Consider the following 18,195-nt stretch of genomic DNA (forward strand, 5'->3'; position numbering starts at 1 on the left):
TCTAGTTCATCGTAAAGAATTCTGCAATCGGACCAAGCGCCAACGATGGCAAAAAGCTTAAAGCCCCGATCACCAAAATAACAATAATCAACATAGAAACAAATGTTGGACTAACCGTCGATAGCGTTCCAGAGCTTAAAGCTGCTCTTCTTTTACCACCCATATTTTCTGCTAAGAATAAAATTGCAAAGATCGGTAAATATCTTGAAACAGCCATTAATAAGCTTCCTAGAATATTTGTGAACGTCGTATCTGCTAGTAAACCGCCAAAGGCACTCCCGTTATTGTTCGCTAATGACGTTGCGCCATAAAGCAATTCACTAAATGCGTGCGGGCCTCGATTTGTCAGCCACGTCATTATCTCTGGATGCAAGACCAAGGCCATCGCACCAAATAGAGTCAGCATCAAAGGGGTTAAAATGACGAGACTAGCCATCTTGATATCATAGGCTTCAATTTTTTTCCCCAAGTATTCGGGTGTTCGTCCTACTAAAAGACCAGCGATAAAGACGGCCAGCAATAGAAAAGCCAGCATCCCATAAAGTCCGCTGCCGACTCCCCCGAAGATAATTTCGCCAAGCTGCATCAAAAACAGCGGAATCGCACCGCCAAGCGGCGTAAAGCTATCCAACATTGCGTTTACAGAACCATTAGAGGCCGCCGTCGTTGCTACTGACCACAGACTGGACCAGCCGATACCTAGCCGAATTTCTTTTCCTTCCAGATTTGTTGCGCCGATAACCTGCGAAAATTGTGGGCCGTAATACTCACTAAAGCCGACTCCAATGAAAGCAATCAATAGGAAAAATAAGGAAACAATCATAATCGTTCGTCCCTGCTTCCAATCTTTGACCCAAAAACCAAAAGCAAAAATCAAAGCGGCTGGAATCAGCAGAATTGCGATATTCTCTAAAAAGTTAGAAAGCAGCGTCGGATTTTCAAAGGGATAAGCCGAGTTGGCGCCAAAGAATCCGCCGCCATTTGTTCCTAACTGCTTGATTGCTACCTGACTAGCTACAGGTCCTAAATAGAGCCACAGACTTTTTCCTTCCAAGCCCTGATAGCCAACTCCTGATTTAAATGACTGAACCGTGCCCTGCGAAATTAATAAAACAGCAAGAATTAGTGACAGCGGCAGCAATATATAAATTAGACTACGTGTCAAATCTTGCCAAAAGTTTCCTAGGGCCTTCTTTTTTACTTGTGAAAGTCCCCGCAGCAAGGCCGCTAACACAGAAATTCCGACACCTGCCGAAATAAAGTTTTGTACTGTTAGGCCAAACATCTGTGACGCATTTGATAGCGTTGTTTCACCAGCGTATGCCTGCCAATTGGTATTGGTCACGAAGCTGACTGCCGTGTTTAGTGCTAATGGCAATGACAAATTCTCTACTGCTGTTCCCCCTGGTAAAAAGTGCTGCGTCATTAAAATAATGACTAATAATATAATTGAAGAAATACTTAACAGCACCACATTCATAGCATAACGTTTCGCAGACATTTCTTTTTTACTGATTGGACCGATTGCTTTATAAAAGAAATGTTCCACCGGTTGTAAAAAGCGTACACCTTTAGGAATCCTTCCCTGCATAATTTCTTTAATATACCACCCTAACGGCAATGCTATTATTAACAAAATAAATAGGAAAAATATTGCTTGATAGATTACACTGCTCATAGCTCTTCCCCCTTAAATAAAAACCAGAAAAGATAGATCATTAATAAGAGTCCGATAATTCCTAAAACAATCGTCATTTCATTTCTCTTCCTTTCACATCGTTATCCTTTACCTTGTAAGCATAAAAAAAAAGACCTAAAGATAGTGTGAAACTTGCACGCATTTCTTTACACTATCTTTATATGGTCTACAATTGTTGATCTAAAAGGATGTCGTCTGAAAATTTTGATAAAACTCCCCTGTTTTTCCTGTAAATTTTAGTACAGTAAAATCTGGTAATCCGCCGCCTTTTTCATAATAAATCTGATACTCATCACGCCAGAAAGCCTGTTTCTCAGCCTCCTTTGAGACTACCTCCATCTCACCCATCAATGTTACCCCAGTGAAAGTTAGCGGATTATAAAAATAGAGACAGGCTTTAGCATTATCCAAAAATTGTTGTACTTTTCTTGACGATGTATTTGTATGCAAATAAAACCGATTTTCTTCTACCTTAATTGGCTTCAGCATCGCTCGAATCATTGGATAACCGGCTTCTGTTACAGAACCAAGAAAACAAAGGTCGCTACTTTCAATCAATTTAGTGATTTCTTTATCATAATACATATGCTGCTCCTTTAGCTTTTTATTCAGTATTTCAAAAATCAAACGAAAAAACAAGATAAGCATTAAACTTATCTCGTTCATGTTTTTTGATAAATTAGGATATCTCCTGGCTGACAGTCAAGGACTTCACATATTTTTTCTAAAGTCGAGAAACGTATCGCACTAACCTTTCCATTTTTCAACCGAGAAAGGTTAGCAGGCGTGATCCCTACTGCGTCAGCTAAATCGTTCAATTTGATTCTTTTCTTTACCATCTCTAGGTCTAGTTGAACTTGAATTCCCATTGCCCTCACCCCTTAGACCGTATCATCGGACAATTTTTGTAAAGCCGCCCCATATTTGAATATTCCAGTCATACAAAGCATGACCATGCCAAATATAAACAACCAGCCGATATCAAAACTGATAAAACGAGCACTTGGAGAAGCTGCCGAGAGAACGGCTGAAAAAAGAGGCGACTGAACAAGCGACAGTATTATGATTCCAAGTGATATGACAGTTAATCGCTGTGTTTGTTTTTCGCTAAATGGCGACTTCTCTAGCCAAATATCCAATAAAATATTACTGCCGACAACAAGTAAAAAGGCTACAACAAGTAATGATAATGATTTGGTAACTACTTCAGCCAAAGCGATTTGTGAATTCGTAAAATCTTCTAAACTGCCACTGCTAGTATTTATCAATGTAAAGCCCGGTGAGAAGTCACGACTGACAGTGAAAGAGTTGTTAAGATAGTTGCCAATGCCAGCAAAAACTGAAACGACGGCAATCAAGGCCATAAACTTTAAAACTAAATTTAATGCACCGCATAAATTTCGAAATCTGGTCACGTTCATTCTAATTCCTCCCTTTCACCATTATTTTAGCACGAATATCATTACAAAACAATATATTTTTGTCGTTAAACGATAATTAATTATTGTTTAACGTATAAAAAGCATCAGCTTTATAGAGCTGATGCCTTTGCTGATTACTCATTTACTGTTTTGTATATATCACTATCTTTGGTTTCTTTGAACAGCTTAAAGCATATAAAGGAAATCACTAATACTAGTCCGCTGATTAAGAATAAGGGAATAAAGATCGAAGCACTGTTCTGTTTGAACAATAACCCCATTAGTAATTGTCCTAATGGAACTGCACATTGACAAACCGCGATCACAGTCGCCATGATTTTACCTAGATTTTCTTTAGGTGTGATTCGCTGAATCAGTGAGATCATATAAACTGAAATGGCGCTGAGCATCATTCCGATCACGATTTCCATAAGAATGACAATCATAAAACCGATTGTCGTTCCCGTCAAACTCAACATTATGTTCATGATCAGCAAAGCGATCCCTGAATACATAAACACGCGATAAAAATTATTGAATTTCAAATTTTTTGTTAGTGGTCCAGCAAACACCGCACCGATAATACTAGATAAGCTGAAGACGGCCATTCCGACCCCATACATCGTATCATTTACCTGCAAGGTCATCCGCAGAATCACTGGCAAACCAACAATGAAGAATGAAGTCAGTACAAAATTGATAGCAGCTGCCATAATTATCGTCTTAAAAATCACACGGTTATTCTTCACCTCATGGAAGCCATCCTTCAAATCCCCGGTCAAGATTTCTAGGATAGTGCCAGGTGATTGTTCCCGTTTTTCAAATGGAATTTTCAAAAAGCTCTCGATTAATGCGGCTGCAGCGAAAAAGATAATACTGCTGCCGACTAGCACATTCGCCCCGACCAATCCATAAAAAATGCCTCCAATAATTGGTGCAATGACATTTGATAATTGCAAAATCCCATTAGATAGACCATTGATTTTTTCCAGATCCTTTTCTTCTACTAATAATGGAATACTTGCTCCAACAACGGGTGTGTCAAAACTTCCCACAATTGCCAAAATGAACAGTAAAAAACCGATGGATAGAACCGATTGGGAGGTTCCAATCACAAAAAAGAGAAACCCAGCAATCATTGCATTCGCAACATCCATCAGCACCATCAAGTTTTTTCGGTTAAACCGATCTGCGATGGCTCCGCCAATTGGAGCAAATAATACAGGAATGCTCGAAATTGCTAAAACTGTCGCAAATATATCCGCTCTTCCTGTCACATCTAATACAAACAACGACAAAGCAAATCGTAAGATAGCCCCACCAAACACCGAAATAAATTGACCCAACATCAAAAACGTAATATTTCGTTTATTTCCCTTCACACGCTTTCCAACTCTCTATTAATTGATAGTTTCATCTTAACGAATTCTTAATATGAGAGCATCAGCCTAAAGTCTCATTCTTTCCTCATACTTCTAGGAAATCAAACCGTAATGCCTTAATCCCTCCAGTACGCCATTCTCTGTTTTAGCTATATAGGATGCTTGTTCCTTTAATTCCTCGGTCCCATGATGCATAGCGATTCCATGATCCACTAATTGAAACATACTTAGATCATTGTTCTGATCACCAAAAGCATATGTTTCCATCTGAGTGCCTGCCATTGAGTTCAAAAATATCTGTATCGCAGCTCCTTTTGAGACATTTTTAGGCAATACATCAATTGCCAAAGGGGCAAAACGAACCGTATCTGCCACCGTGCTTAATTCCTTTTTCACTTCTTTTTCCAACGCTGCATTTACGTAAAGATTCATAAAATTGACTGGATTATTTTGATAAAAATCAACCTCTACCGGAACCTCTTTGATTCCCATATACGTCACGTGCTCCTCCACTATCTCCGAATAATTTGTTATGGCAAAGCCTTCTTGATTAAAATAACCAGCAGAAACTTGATATTGATCAGCGATTTGCAGAATCGTTTCGATTTCTGTCTGTGAAAATTTAGCATCCAAAAGAGTTTTTCCTGCTAACCGAACGTAACAACCATTTGACAAAATAAAGTGCTCCACACGCAACTGTTTCAGCAGTTCCTTCACTTCGTAATAGCTGCGGCCCGTAGCGATTACTGGCAGAATACCCTTTGCTCTCAATTCACTAAAAGCTGCGATCATTTCTGGTTCTACTTGCAGCCCTCCGCCGCAGCATAACGTTCCATCCAAATCAAAAAAAGCCAATTTCTTCATAATTACCCTCCATTAAAAATTGATTTATTTGAACGATGCACAGACCGACCTGCAGACACGCAAAAAAAGAGGAAAGTCAGTGCATCACAAATACACTGAACCTTTCCCCTCGGATCTTTTATATCAATAGGTGCCTTTTACATATGGTAAAAGATGAAGCCCTCGGTCACGATCCTCGTTTGAGTGGAACCCTAGCTCCAATTTTCCAGTTCGAAAAAATCATACCATATTCTGAAAGTGCGAGGCAACTACTTAATGTATAGAACATCAACCGCTTCTGTTTATGAAATGGGCATCCAAACGGGCTCAAACTGATTGCCATCTAAATCTGTTACTTCTAAGCTAAACATCTGATCTTCTGGTATTCCCATATCAACCGAAAAATAATCGCCGCCATTCGCCTTTGCCGCCTCTGCTATTTTCCTGACAGCATCCGCACTCTCAACAGAAAACGCTGTGAGTGTACCGCTCTGACTCTTCGTGTCTGCAATTTTTTTGTTCTTCAGGAATAGGTTATAAAAATCGTATTCCAGCAGCATAATCCAAAATGTATCATCCCACACCATTGAGCTGGAACGCTCGTTAGAGAAATTTTCATTCTTCTTAAAGCCTAACTTTTCATAAAAAACGGTCGAAGCTTGCACATCTTTCACTGGATAATTGACAAATACCATCGTTGACATATTGCTCACCCCTATAAATTTTCTTTTATTATGCAAGAATGTCGAAGCCAAATCAAAGAAAACGCTTGTATAAAAGGTAACGAAACACAGCTGTGTGAAATGACTTCGCACAGCTGCTGCCTCTTCTACATTATGGAAAGAATTTTTCTAGCAACGGACATTTTCTTTCTGCTGCTTCGTTTGATTTCACCATTGCCTGGACTTTTTTGCGGTAGCGGATCGGCGATAGATGATACTTTTCCTTGAAGCGTTTACTAAAATACGCAGAATTGTTGTAACCGCATTGAAAGGCAATGGCTGTTACCGGACTAGTGGTTTGATACAAGCGGATTGCAGCAGCAGTCAATCTTAAATCATTCAAATAGTGACTAAAAGACAAGTCAGCAATTTGAAAGACTTTTTGCAAAGTGCGGATCGATGTTTGACAATGCTCCGCGGTCTGCTCAATTGTCAAATCAGCATCCTGGAGGTTCTGTCGCATAAAATCCGTCGCACTTACTAAGAGCTCATTATAATTTTGACTGTCTAAAAACGGCGCGGTCTCGGAGAGCCATTCACAAAAAATCTGCAAGAAATGCTTCAATAGTAAGCGATTCTCTTCTTCCGAGCAATAGGAAAATTGTTCCGCGATTTGAAAGATCATCTCTAGTAATTCCCGCCCCATCCCTCTTTGGGCGTCAATCGTTTTACTGGTGGTTGAATCGGCTAAGATTTTCTCTGTTTGACAATCCTGTTGAATGAATAGATTGATTCCTTCTGTCCTTTTTTCGCGTTGATAATGGCTTATTTCACGCAGATCAAAGATACCAATCGTATAGTCTTTTAGAATGCTCGTGTTTTTTCCATCTGAATGACGTTCAAAACCATTTCTGATAAAACGAAAAGCCAAATAACCTTTTTGATCCTTGGTACATCGGGTAAAAACACCTTGAGAACGATCGACAATACTGTGCGTTAATACCAAGCGGTCTAATTGATAAATTCTGGAGACGGACAGGGTTTCTTTTGGACTATTGATCGTGTATTGATAGTTCAACTGAGACAAACCATTTGAATAATCCTGCGATTTGGAAAACTGAGTACATTGAGTTCCTCTTTCTGTCATCTGCTTTTCCGCTCCCCTCGCGTAATAGTTATATTCCTCGGGCGCTAAAATCATAGTCTTCTTTATCAGATATTCTATACTTTAATTATACTATTTGATCATATTTTCACAACATCATTTAATGAAGGAGGATTTGCTGTATGTCATCAAAATTTAAACATTTGTTTTCCCCTTTACAAATTGGTTCTGTTGAAATTCCCAATCGGATCGCTATGATGCCGATGGGTGTCTTCTCGCCTCGTTTACTAAGTACCGAGACTGTCGCTTATACAAAAGAAGGTGCCGATTACTACATTGAAAGAGCAAAAGGCGGTACTGGGCTGATCATTACTGGGCTGATGCCCGTTGTATCAAACATGGGTTTTTGTATTTTAAATAATCCAGAGGGCTATGTTAGAGAGATGAAGTATTTGATGGATGGCGTTCACGAAGCCGGCGGAAAGGTATTCGTCCAATTGACTGCTTTGACTGGTCGTGCAAATCACGGATTAGTCGGTATTTGTCCTGCCCCTGCTCCGATCCAAAATGTTTGGGACCCTACCAAAACAGATCGCGGCATGTCAAAAGAAGAGATCAAAGAGTACATTGAGAACTTTGCTAAGGGCGCTAAATTGGTTCAAGAGGCTGGCGGGGACGGTGTTGAGATTCACGCAGTTCATGAAGGCTACTTGCTGGATCAATTCGCAATCTCCTTCTTTAACCGTCGAACGGATGAATACGGTGGTTCACTGGATAATCGTTTACGGATCATCAAAGAGATTGTCGAAGGAATCAAAGAAGCCTGCGGACAAGACTTTCCAGTTTCGATGCGCTACAGCGTGAAGAGCTATGTTAAAGACTTTAACCGCGGTGCCATTCCCGGTGAAGCATTTGAAGAAAAGGGACGTGATTACGAAGAATCCTTTGTTGTCGCGAAGAAACTAGAAGAATTTGGCTATGATATGCTGAATTGCGATAACGGCAGCTACGATTCCTGGTTCTGGGCGCATCCCCCTATGTATATGCCAAAGGCCTGCAATTTAGAAGATGTCATGAAGGTGAAAGAAGTCGTCTCTATTCCAGTCGCCTGCGCAGGAAGATTTGATGATCCTTCGCTCGCAGATCAAGTGATTGCTAATGGAGAACTGGATATTATGGGTATGGGTCGTCCACTGTTGGCTGATCCTCAGGCGCCAAATAAATTTGCGGAAGGACGTTTAGACGATGTGCGTCCGTGTATTTATTGTCATCAAGGATGTTTAGGACGGATTTTCCAATTCAAAGATATTTCTTGTGCAGTCAATCCGGCTTGCGGTCGTGAAAAGAGCTATGCCTTGACTCCTGCTGAGACAAAGAAAAAAATCTTAGTCGTTGGCGGCGGAATTGGCGGAATGGAAGCTGCTCGAGTTGCAGCCATTCGCGGACACGCTGTTGATTTATTTGAAAAAACGGATCAGTTGGGCGGCGTCTTTGTAGCGGCAGCTACGCCCGATTTTAAAGAAGATGATCGACAACTGCTGGCTTGGTATAAGAAGCAAATGAATGATCTAAAGGTGAACATCCACATGAACAGCGAAGTGACTGAGGCTCAGACGAAGGGCTATGATGAAATCTTCGTTGCCACTGGAGCAAACGAACGTCGCTTAGATACACCAGGATTTGACGATAACCATGTGTCCTATGCCATCGAGGCGCTGCGATACAAAGAGGTTGAAGGTGAAAATGTTGTCATTGTCGGCGGTGGTCTGACTGGCTGCGAAATTGCTTATGACTTAGCGAAAAAAGGCAAAAAAGTCACGATCGTGGAAGCCAGCGAAACGATTTTGAATGCGTTTGGCTTATCTGCGGCAAACTACAATATGATGATGGAGCTTCTAGATTATTATCAAGTGACCGTGTTGAAAAACTCAGTGGTCGATAAATTTGCAGATGGGATCGCTTATGTGACTGAGACAGTCAAAAATTATCCGAACGTCGCCAATCGTGCCCAGCATATGTTTGCTCTAGGTGTACAGGGAATGCCAAAACTACATGAAATCCCAGCGGACGATATCGTTGTATCTGTTGGGTACACATCGGATGATACTCTTTATCAAGCAATCCAGGCTGACAATGTCCATCTGATCGGTGATGCCAAGAAACCAACCAATGTTATGGACGCCATTTGGGCAGCCTATGAAGCAGCAATGAATGTATAGCATTATTTAACTATTTAACGTCATTGCTAAAAATACTTTACAAAAATAAAGCCGAACGGACTTTTACGATCATTTTCAATAGTAAAAGTGTCGTTCGGCTTTTCATTTGATTCTACTCTTTATTCAGAAGCTAGCTCTTCTCCATTGGTCGCAATCACTTTTTTATACCAATAAAAACTGTCCTTGCGGCTACGATCAAAGCTGCCGTTTCCTTCGTCATCTTTGTCGACATAAATAAAACCGTAGCGCTTCGACATTTCTCCTGTGCCGCCAGAAACCAGATCAATACAACCCCAAGGTGTGTATCCGATTAGATTCACCCCATCAGCGATCGCTTTGTCCATTTCTTCTATGTGGCGACGGAAATAATCGATTCGATAGTCATCGTGGATCGCCCCATCTGCCTCAACCTTATCAACGGCACCTAAGCCATTTTCTACAATCATTAATGGAATCTCGTAGCGATCATATAATTCGTTTAGTGTAAAACGCAGGCCAACCGGGTCGATCTGCCAGCCCCATTCACTCGTTTCCAGATAATTATTTTTTACACCGCCAAATAGATTTCCGCCAACACGATCGCCGCTTTCATCAATATTTGCTGTGGCGCAGCTCGTCATATAGTAAGAGAAGGTATAGTAATCAACTGTTCCCTCTTTCAAAATCTCCTCATCGCCAGCCTCAATCGTCAAATGAATGCCATGCTTCGCAAAATAATTCTTCATATAATAAGGGTATTTGCCTTTTACTTGCACGTCACCGCAGAACCAGTTCAACTTTTTAACCAGCTCTTGGCTAGCTAACACGTCCTCTGGTTTACAGGTCAACGGATACATCGTCATATAAGCCAGCATACAGCCGATTTGGAAATCTGGATTAATTTGGTGTCCGATTTTCACTGCTTTTGCACTAGCTAGGAACATATGATGTAAAGCCTGAAAACGACGTTCCTCATTATCCTCTTCATCTAAGATACCTAATAGGTTTCGACCGCCTAATGGCAGTGTGCCAAAATTGATTTCATTAAAGGTTAGCCAGTACTTTACTTTATCTTTGTAACGTTCGAATAGTGTCGTCGCATAGTTTACGAAAAAGTCGATTGTTTTACGATCGGAAAAACCGCCATAATTTTCTGCCAGTGCGTAAGGCAGCTCAAAATGACTGATCGTCACTAATGGTTCAATGCCATATTTTTTGCATTCGTCAAAAACTCGATCATAAAAAGCCAGTCCCTCTTCATTTGGTTCAGTCTCATCACCTTTGGGGAAAATCCGTGACCAGGCGATACTCAAGCGAAACACCTTAAAGCCCATCTCCGCAAACAATGCGATATCTTCTTTGTAGCGATGGTAAAAATCAATCCCATCATGGTTAGGATAGTAGCCATCGGGTTCGATCGTTGGTGTCATCACACGATGTTTATGAAGACCTCCAGCACGCATATGGTCTGGAATACTTTCACCCTTTCCGCCGATATTCCAGGCACCTTCGCATTGATTGGCGGCTGTTGCTCCGCCCCATAAAAAATCTTTAGGAAATGTCATTCACTTCGTCCTCGTTTCTTATTATTTTGGGTTGATCGCTTTTTAAAACAACAAAAACCCGTCAACAAATAAAGCGTTTCACACGCTCGATTTATCAACAGGTTTAGCTTGCTTAATGCAATCACTATCCATTTGTATTCATTTCTACAAGAATTATAGCATTACGTCTTCAAAAAATGCAAACGCTTTTTCTAATTAAAAAAAAGGTTCTGCATTTCCTTCACTCGTTGCTTCAATTCACCCGCATTATCTTTCGCCTTTTCTAGCGAATCAATCAAATTGTCGCAGGCTGTGAGGATACTGTCATCCGGATCGGTTGGATTCAATAACGTTTTGATATCCTGCTTTTCCTGATCGATGGCATTTAGCATGCGCAAAATGGCTGCCAGTGAATATTTGGCTGATCGTAATGTTCGAATGATCTTTAAACGTTTAATATCCTCTGCATCGTAAACGCGATAATTATTTTTACTTCTTTTAATTGCAAGCAATCCGTTGCGTTCCCAGTTGCGCAAAGCCTCAGAAGTTACACCGAGGTATTCAGCCGTTTCGCTTCTAGTCAGAAAGAGGTCCTCTTCTTCCAACCTGCCAGCGAGAAGATTTTCTACTACCTTGATTACTTCATGGGCATTAGAAATCTCCTGGTCCACTAACTGGAGATAACGATCAAGTAAAGCTTGTGCCTCGGTGAAATCATAGCGGGCAACCGCCTTGACCATATCCACCATGATCATGCGCAGGCCGGATTGTAAAACCTCGATCTGAAAAGCGATCTGAGCAATTTTGATCGTTTCAACATGGTAATCAGTAAAAACACGATACCCATTATTCGCTCTGGGAGGAATGGGTATCAGCTCCCATTCCTCGTAACGACGGATCGTATTCGGATGTAAACCAACGAGGGCTGCCACCTCAGAAGTGCTGTATGTTTTCATCTTCATTTCCTCAATCTTTAACTAAAAGTGTCAGTTCATGCAGTGCTCTGGAACAGCTCGTATAAAGTCTGGTGCTTTTCTCACTTAACTGACTCCTACGAATATCTGGCAAAATAACCTGATCAAATTCCAAGCCCTTCGCAAATTGCGTTGTTGTTAGAATGATTCCCTCCGCAATTTTTTTCGTCTCCTTTTCGAAGCGAACGAGGGTCTCATTGGGCAGTGCTGCTTCGATTTTTGCCGCTGCCTGCCAATCTTGACAAATTATACCACAAGATTTATGGTCACTTTCTTTGAAGTCTGCGATTTTTTGCTTCAAAACTTCTTTTTCGTAAGAATGAATCTCGACTGCTTTTCCATGTCGCTCGACAGGTTGAATCTCCTGCGAGTCGTCAATAAATTGTTTGGCAAAGGTCATAATCTCAAAGCTGGATCGATAGCTCGTCGTAAATTTCAGCAGTCGTACATTGGGCAGTACAGATTGGATCTCCGTTAAAAAATCTGTATCCGACGAGACCAATGATTGATGAACGTCTCCGCAGATCGTCTTTTGGCAAGGAAACAGTCGATCGATCACTGAAAGCTGCAGGACAGAATAATCCTGCATTTCATCGATCACTAAATGCTTGACCTGTTTATTGGGCTTGATTCCTTCAATCATAGATTTGAACAATAAATAGGGAAATAAATCAGAGTAATGAATCGTATTCCGCTCTTTCGCAAATTCCAAGCTGTTCGCTGCGAGAAATTTATAATAATCTGCTAAACTGCCAGTTGTTTTTACGTTTTTCTTGAACTGCTGCTCAAGCTGTTTTGAAAATGCTTCCCGCTTCGGCTCCGAAACGCGTTTGCTTAGAAGTGCGGAAACCTCTTGGATAAGTTCGAAGAGGCTTTTATCCGTCTGCTGATCGACCAATCGTTTGACTTCTTCAGGAAGGATTCGCTGATCGGCGATGGTGATTTCCGTTAAGAATAATTGAGCTTTCAATTCTTCAAAATAATCCTTCAGCTTAGTAAAAAAGTCTTTAGATTGTTTGTAGCGGTAATTTGCTGCCAGCTTCGAGTCGGGATTTTCCAAAGTTTCCTTTAGCTCATCCTGACGATCAGTTACTTGATAGTTTTCCTCAATAAACAGCATTCCTAAACGAACAATATCCACCTGCGGCAGATCATCTTCTCCCAGCTCAGGTAAAACGGTTGAGATATAATCCGCAAATACCTGATTAGGTGAAACGATCAAAATATCAGCAGACGACAATTCCTCTTTTTTCTGATAAAGCAGATAAGCCATGCGATGAAGAGCGATCGAGGTTTTGCCTGATCCAGCGGCACCTTGAATCACTAAATTTTTCGTCTTTGTATCGCGGATCGCCGCATTTTGTTCTCTTTGAATCGTATGGATGATCGTCTTCATTTCATTGGAGGTGCTTTTCCCCAGCTCTCTCATGAGCAATTCATCATTAACAGCATCGTTTGTATCGACGATAAGCTCGATTTTGCCATTTTTGATTTCAAATTGCCGCTTCAAGCGCAGCTGTCCAAAGAATTTCTGATTATGCGATTCGTAATAGGCATCCCCAAGAGAAAAATCATAGTACATTGAGGAAATCGGCGCCCGCCAATCATAGATTAATTGTTCTCCATATTTATCCGCAAAGCCGTAGCGGCCAATGTAAAAATCTTCCGTTTCGTCCTCCTCGTCAAATTGAAAAGCAATCTTGCTGAAGTACGGTGTCGCTTTCTGATAGTTCAGCTTTTTCAATACATTTGCTTCCAGTACACTTCGACTGTCGAGATAATTCAAATTTTGATGATGATTGTAGACTTCATATTTGTCCAGCTCATTTTTATAGTCGATCGTATAATGCTTCAGCTCTTTGTAATTCTTCTCGTTTGCCTGTAGGGCTTCTTCTACTTCTACAATCTTTTCTTCGAGCTTCGCCGAAACCTCTGTTAAATAGTTCTCCTCAGTCATTGAATGCATACAATCCTCCTCTTTCATCAGTCCTTATCTTAACAAAGCGATTCAGGGTTGGTGTTATAGTGGAGGGTTTATAAATAAAAAAACAGCCGATAAAGTGCCTATTCGACAATAACAGGTTTTATTTGGGATTGTATAGCTGGATGATTGATAGACTTCAATTGATAACCACTGTTTGATTTCTCTAAGAAACAACGATAAAACAGACCTGAAGTGTCAACAGGTCTGTCATAAGTTCGAGAATGAAATTTCTTGCGGATTTATTTGACTAATTCTTTTTCCTTGTATGGAGCGGGTTCGCCAAATTGCGGAAAGCCTTTTTCATCCCACGAAAAAACTTGAGCATTCGCATGACGATTTGGATTATCCAATGGATCCCCCACCTTGTTCTTCTCAGGACGCGCATGGAAAATCAACACATCCTCGGTATCCGCCTCATTTCTAGTAAATGAGTTATGGCCGGGACCATATTGCTGGTTCTTCTCGGAGGATACAAATACAGGTTCTTGGCTCTTGTGCCACGAAAAGCCGTCCAATAGATCACTGGTGTCATCTGCCCAGAGTAAGCCCATCGCATAATTTTCATCTGTCGCGCTTCCCGAATAAGTGATGAAAATTTTGCCATTTCGCTTGATCACAGCGGGTCCTTCATTTACCCAAAAGCCGATTTTCTCCCAATCATACTCTGGAATCGTCAACAAGGTTTGTTTTCCGGTTAATGTCCACGGATTCGCCATTTCAGAAATGTACAGATTTGAGTTTCCGGGTATACGCGGGTCCAGCTGGGCCCACACATAATAAAGCTTGCCTTGATGCTCAAAGGTTGTTGCGTCTAAGCTGAAGCTTTCAAACTGTGTGACGATCTGACCTTTTTCGACCCATTCCCCTTCAAAAGGATTCGCCTGTTCATTTTCTATGACAAACATGCGATGATGATGGTGCTGATCCCGAATGTCAGAATGGTCGCTTGCAGCAAAATAGATATACCATTTTCCTTGGATATAGTGGATTTCCGGCGCCCAAATCAGCTGGCTCATGTTCCCCGTTTCGTGAGCATGCCAGATCGTGACAGCTTCTGCTGAACCGAGCTCATTCAGTGATTTGGCTCTGCGCAGCTCCAACGTTTGATAGCCGGGAACAGAGCCCATAAAGTAATACCAACCATCCTGATGTTTATAGACCCAAGGGTCGGCTCTTTCTAAAACGATCGGGTTATTGTAGGTGTTTTGCATGTGACTTCCTCCATTATCTGATTTCAACCGCGTCTTCTGCGGCTGTGATTGTCTTTTCAGTTTTTTTATCATTTTCTAAAGTAAAGATACTGATTATCGTAATTACCAATACGATACCAGCTAATAATAAGTAGGTCTTGTGAAAACCAATGCCATCGTATAAGCTTCCTGAGATTGTTGAAAAAATGAAGACAGATACTTGTTTGGCAAAATTCGAGCCTAACATATAGATTGTTGCATATAATTTTCGGTCAAAGGTATGAGAGATATACTTCATAATTGAAACAAGCAGCAACGGCATTTCCAAACCTGCCAAAATACGGAAAAAGATCAGGAATGGATAGCTCGGTGAGAGAGCGCTACCAAAAATACGTAAAAATGTAATAAATCCAAAGATGATTAATCCTCGTTTAGCGCCGATTTTATTAATGATATAAGGCATTGGTATCATAAGTAAAAGTTCTAATCCCACTTGAGCGGACGCCATGTAGCTATAAATGATCGTTCCGTCATTTCCGTTTTCAAAGAAGCTCTTAAAATAAACAATAAATTGTTGATCGAATACATCATATAAAGCAGCTGCGCCAATATAAAACAAGGCCAAGGCCCAAAAGTTCTTCAATTTAAAGATCGAGAAAATCGTTTTTCGGTCTAGCTTCGAGTCTTCTGTTGACTGAGTCAAGTCCTCTTCAGTCACATCTACCTTATCGAAGAAAATGACTAAAATAGACAAAATTGTTCCCGCAACAGAACAGGCCCAAAAAATCGCTGTCGGATTCCAAACAAACAGTCTGCCGGCAATCAGCGTCGCTACGATTCCAGCCAGCGAACCGCCCATGCGAGAATGCCCGTATTCGAAATTGTTAACCCAGCTTGCACGCTCGATGTATTGTTCAATGACACCAACACCGCCATTTAAAACAAAGCTCAGATACAATCCTGCCGTTAAGATGCCTAGATATAAATTGATTTCCAACAATGGCAGCATCAGCCATTGGAAAAAGGGTCCGATAAAGATCGCACTGAGCGAAATAGCGGCTAATAATGTCTTTTTGAACTTCAGACGGTCAGAAAGAATCCCGAATATTGGTTGAAAGGCCAAAGAGATTCCCGCCATAACCGAAAACAACAGCCCAGCCGCTGTTCCTCCTAATCCGGCGACCTGCTCCAACCATAAGGTCAGATAGCCATAGACAACAGCCCAAGAGAAGAAATACGCAAAGTGACTTCCAGCAAAACTCCAAAAATGCTTTTTTTGATTGTTTACCATAATAATCTCCCTTAACATTTACATTAATCAAACAAGTAAACAGAAAGCGCTTTTCTTTTACATTCCCATCATAGATCAATAAATATCTAAAGTCAAACATAAAATTATTAATCTAAATTACAAATCCATTACTTGATTAATGTTTTTATTAACCTTATTCCATTGATTTTTCGCTTTCAAATTGTATAATTAAGGTAATCGTTAATTCAAAGGAGATTTTTTATGCAGCTAGATATTACTCAAGATTCTCTTCCAGTTTATGAAGCACTAGCCAGTTCGGTTCGTTTAACTATTATTCAGTTGCTCTCTAAAAAGAAGATGAGTGTAAAAGAAGTCGCTTCGGAGCTTGGACTCAGCAGTGCAATCGTGACCATGCACATAAAAAAACTAGAAAACGCCGGTCTTATCACTACCGATCGTCTGGGCCGCTCAAAAGTTTCTAGCTTGAAGGTCGATTCTATTACGATAAATTTTCCAAAAAAAATCTACACGGCCTACAATACACTTGATACATCGATCCCGATTGGTCAATACACAAATTTTTCGATTGTTCCCCCCTGTGGTCTAGCTACTTCAGAGGATTTCATTGGGATCAATGACCATCCAAAATATTTTATGGATCCTTCAAGAATGAATGCTCAAATTCTCTGGTTTACCCAAGGCTACATCGAATACCAAATTCCTAATTTATTAGAGGATGATCAAAAGCTGGAAATGCTGGAAATCTCCATGGAGATCGCCTCCGAATTTCCTTTTTCAAACAATAACTGGCCATCCGATATCTCTTTTTCGCTAAATGGGAAGGACTTGGGAACATGGACTTCACCTGGAGATTTCTCTGATACTCGCGGAAAAAATAATCCCTCCTGGTATCCAGATAATTTGAATCAGTACGGACTGCTTAAAACGATTCGAATAATGGACCATGGAACTTACATGGAGGGTGAACCCTTGTCTGCCACCAAAATCAGTGACTTTCATTCATCAGACACCCAGCTTTGGACTTTGCGGATCGAAGTCAAATCTGATGCTGCCAATGTTGGCGGCTGTACAATCTACGGGAAAAAATTTGGTAATCATGAACAGGATATTGATTTTAGACTATTTTACAGCTAGGATTGAGCTCAGCTATTAGTGCAAGATGGACCTGCCAAAGATGTTGACAGGTCTATCTTTTTAATAATTATTTTATGTAAACCTAATCAATCACCGTGCACTTCTGGAAAAACAGAGGGTGCATTCTCAAATTGACGTTGATGTATTTAACGAATCGATAAATTGGAGGTAAAAATGAAAAAGCAGCTATTCTTAATGAGGCATGGAGAAACACTTTTTAACCAATTAAAAAAAGTTCAGGGCGCCTGTGATTCGCCTTTGACCGAAAAAGGGATCGAGCAGGCCCACCAAGCACGAGAATTTTTTCAAGAAAATGGGATTCAATTTGATCACCTCTACTCTTCTACCCAAGAACGTGCTTGTGACACCTTGGAGATCATAACGAATAATAAAAGCTACCAACGCTTGAAAGAACTGAAGGAGATGGGGTTTGGCTCCTTCGAGGGCGAGCAGCAATTTTTACAACCGCAGGGAAAGGAATATTTTGAGAATTTTTATTTGCAATTTGGCGGCGAATCCATGGCGATGGTCCAAAAACGAATGACTACTGCGCTGTATCAAATCATGGCGCAGGAGGATCACCAAAATGTCTTGGCGATGTCTCATAACGGGGCTTGCATCAGCTTTCTTCAAACGATCTGGCAAGGCGATGAAGCCGACCTCATTCGTTCGTTTCCAAATTGTGCGATATTTATTTTAACCTATGAGAATCACACATTCTGTCTAGAAGACATCATTGATCCGTCAATTAAAAAAAGTATTCTATAGAACAAAACATAACAGAAT

The 18,195-nt window shown here is 40.8% G+C and carries 16 protein-coding genes; 3 read left to right on the plus strand and 13 right to left on the minus strand.

What is annotated here, in order from left to right; all coding sequences use genetic code 11:
* Position 1: 1 nt before the first annotated feature.
* The 8 genes from kdpA to IGI67_RS23660 form a co-directional block, all read right to left on the minus strand.
* Positions 2–1,678: a potassium-transporting ATPase subunit KdpA gene (kdpA, locus tag IGI67_RS23625; RefSeq protein WP_429959554.1), complete on the minus strand. Its 1,677-nt coding sequence runs from the start codon at positions 1,676–1,678 to the stop codon at positions 2–4.
* Positions 1,679–1,879: 201 nt separating this feature from the next.
* Positions 1,880–2,284, minus strand: coding sequence for a pyridoxamine 5'-phosphate oxidase family protein (locus IGI67_RS23630; RefSeq protein ID WP_429959555.1), 405 nt, complete (start codon positions 2,282–2,284; stop codon positions 1,880–1,882).
* A 77-nt stretch (positions 2,285–2,361) separates the two neighbouring features.
* Complete coding sequence (locus IGI67_RS23635) at positions 2,362–2,568, minus strand: helix-turn-helix domain-containing protein (RefSeq protein WP_429959556.1); 207 nt, start codon at positions 2,566–2,568, stop codon at positions 2,362–2,364.
* A 12-nt stretch (positions 2,569–2,580) separates the two neighbouring features.
* On the minus strand, positions 2,581–3,120 hold the full coding sequence (locus tag IGI67_RS23640; protein ID WP_429959557.1) for a hypothetical protein: 540 nt from the start codon (positions 3,118–3,120) through the stop codon (positions 2,581–2,583).
* A 134-nt stretch (positions 3,121–3,254) separates the two neighbouring features.
* Positions 3,255–4,502, minus strand: a complete 1,248-nt coding sequence (locus tag IGI67_RS23645; RefSeq protein WP_429959558.1) for an MFS transporter — start codon at positions 4,500–4,502, stop codon at positions 3,255–3,257.
* 93 nt (positions 4,503–4,595) lie between these two features.
* Positions 4,596–5,366 carry an HAD family hydrolase gene (locus IGI67_RS23650; protein WP_429959559.1) on the minus strand — a complete coding sequence of 257 codons (771 nt, stop codon included), beginning with the start codon at positions 5,364–5,366 and terminating at the stop codon, positions 4,596–4,598.
* A 281-nt stretch (positions 5,367–5,647) separates the two neighbouring features.
* Positions 5,648–6,049, minus strand: coding sequence for a VOC family protein (locus tag IGI67_RS23655; protein WP_429959560.1), 402 nt, complete (start codon positions 6,047–6,049; stop codon positions 5,648–5,650).
* A 130-nt stretch (positions 6,050–6,179) separates the two neighbouring features.
* Positions 6,180–7,154, minus strand: a complete 975-nt coding sequence (locus IGI67_RS23660; RefSeq protein ID WP_429959561.1) for a helix-turn-helix domain-containing protein — start codon at positions 7,152–7,154, stop codon at positions 6,180–6,182.
* Positions 7,155–7,294: 140 nt separating this feature from the next.
* Here IGI67_RS23660 and IGI67_RS23665 point away from each other — a divergent pair, with 140 nt between their 5' ends.
* Positions 7,295–9,331 (plus strand): FAD-dependent oxidoreductase, encoded by a 2,037-nt coding sequence (locus IGI67_RS23665; RefSeq protein ID WP_429959562.1) that lies wholly within the window; start codon positions 7,295–7,297, stop codon positions 9,329–9,331.
* A 119-nt stretch (positions 9,332–9,450) separates the two neighbouring features.
* Here IGI67_RS23665 and IGI67_RS23670 read toward each other — a convergent pair whose 3' ends face one another.
* From IGI67_RS23670 to IGI67_RS23690, 5 genes are all read right to left on the minus strand, one after another.
* On the minus strand, positions 9,451–10,875 hold the full coding sequence (locus tag IGI67_RS23670) for a glycoside hydrolase family 1 protein (RefSeq protein WP_429959563.1): 1,425 nt from the start codon (positions 10,873–10,875) through the stop codon (positions 9,451–9,453).
* A gap of 191 nt (positions 10,876–11,066) precedes the next feature.
* On the minus strand, positions 11,067–11,810 hold the full coding sequence (locus IGI67_RS23675) for a MerR family transcriptional regulator (RefSeq protein ID WP_429959564.1): 744 nt from the start codon (positions 11,808–11,810) through the stop codon (positions 11,067–11,069).
* Positions 11,811–11,820: 10 nt separating this feature from the next.
* Positions 11,821–13,794: a HelD family protein gene (locus IGI67_RS23680; RefSeq protein ID WP_429959565.1), complete on the minus strand. Its 1,974-nt coding sequence runs from the start codon at positions 13,792–13,794 to the stop codon at positions 11,821–11,823.
* A 257-nt stretch (positions 13,795–14,051) separates the two neighbouring features.
* On the minus strand, positions 14,052–15,023 hold the full coding sequence (locus IGI67_RS23685) for a glycoside hydrolase family 43 protein (protein ID WP_429959566.1): 972 nt from the start codon (positions 15,021–15,023) through the stop codon (positions 14,052–14,054).
* Between the two features lie 13 nt (positions 15,024–15,036).
* A complete protein-coding gene (locus tag IGI67_RS23690; RefSeq protein ID WP_429959567.1) occupies positions 15,037–16,293 on the minus strand; it encodes an oligosaccharide MFS transporter in 1,257 nt (418 codons plus the stop codon).
* 222 nt (positions 16,294–16,515) lie between these two features.
* On the opposite strand from IGI67_RS23690, the gene IGI67_RS23695 reads away from it, so the two are divergent.
* Entirely contained in the window at positions 16,516–17,409 is an 894-nt protein-coding gene (locus IGI67_RS23695) for an ArsR/SmtB family transcription factor (protein ID WP_429959568.1), read from the plus strand.
* Positions 17,410–17,583: 174 nt separating this feature from the next.
* Entirely contained in the window at positions 17,584–18,177 is a 594-nt protein-coding gene (locus IGI67_RS23700) for a histidine phosphatase family protein (RefSeq protein WP_429959569.1), read from the plus strand.
* The last annotated feature ends 18 nt before the right edge of the window (positions 18,178–18,195 follow it).

Source organism: Enterococcus sp. AZ196, assembly GCF_050498845.1.
Classification (GTDB): Bacteria; Bacillota; Bacilli; order Lactobacillales; family Enterococcaceae; genus Enterococcus_A; species Enterococcus_A murrayae.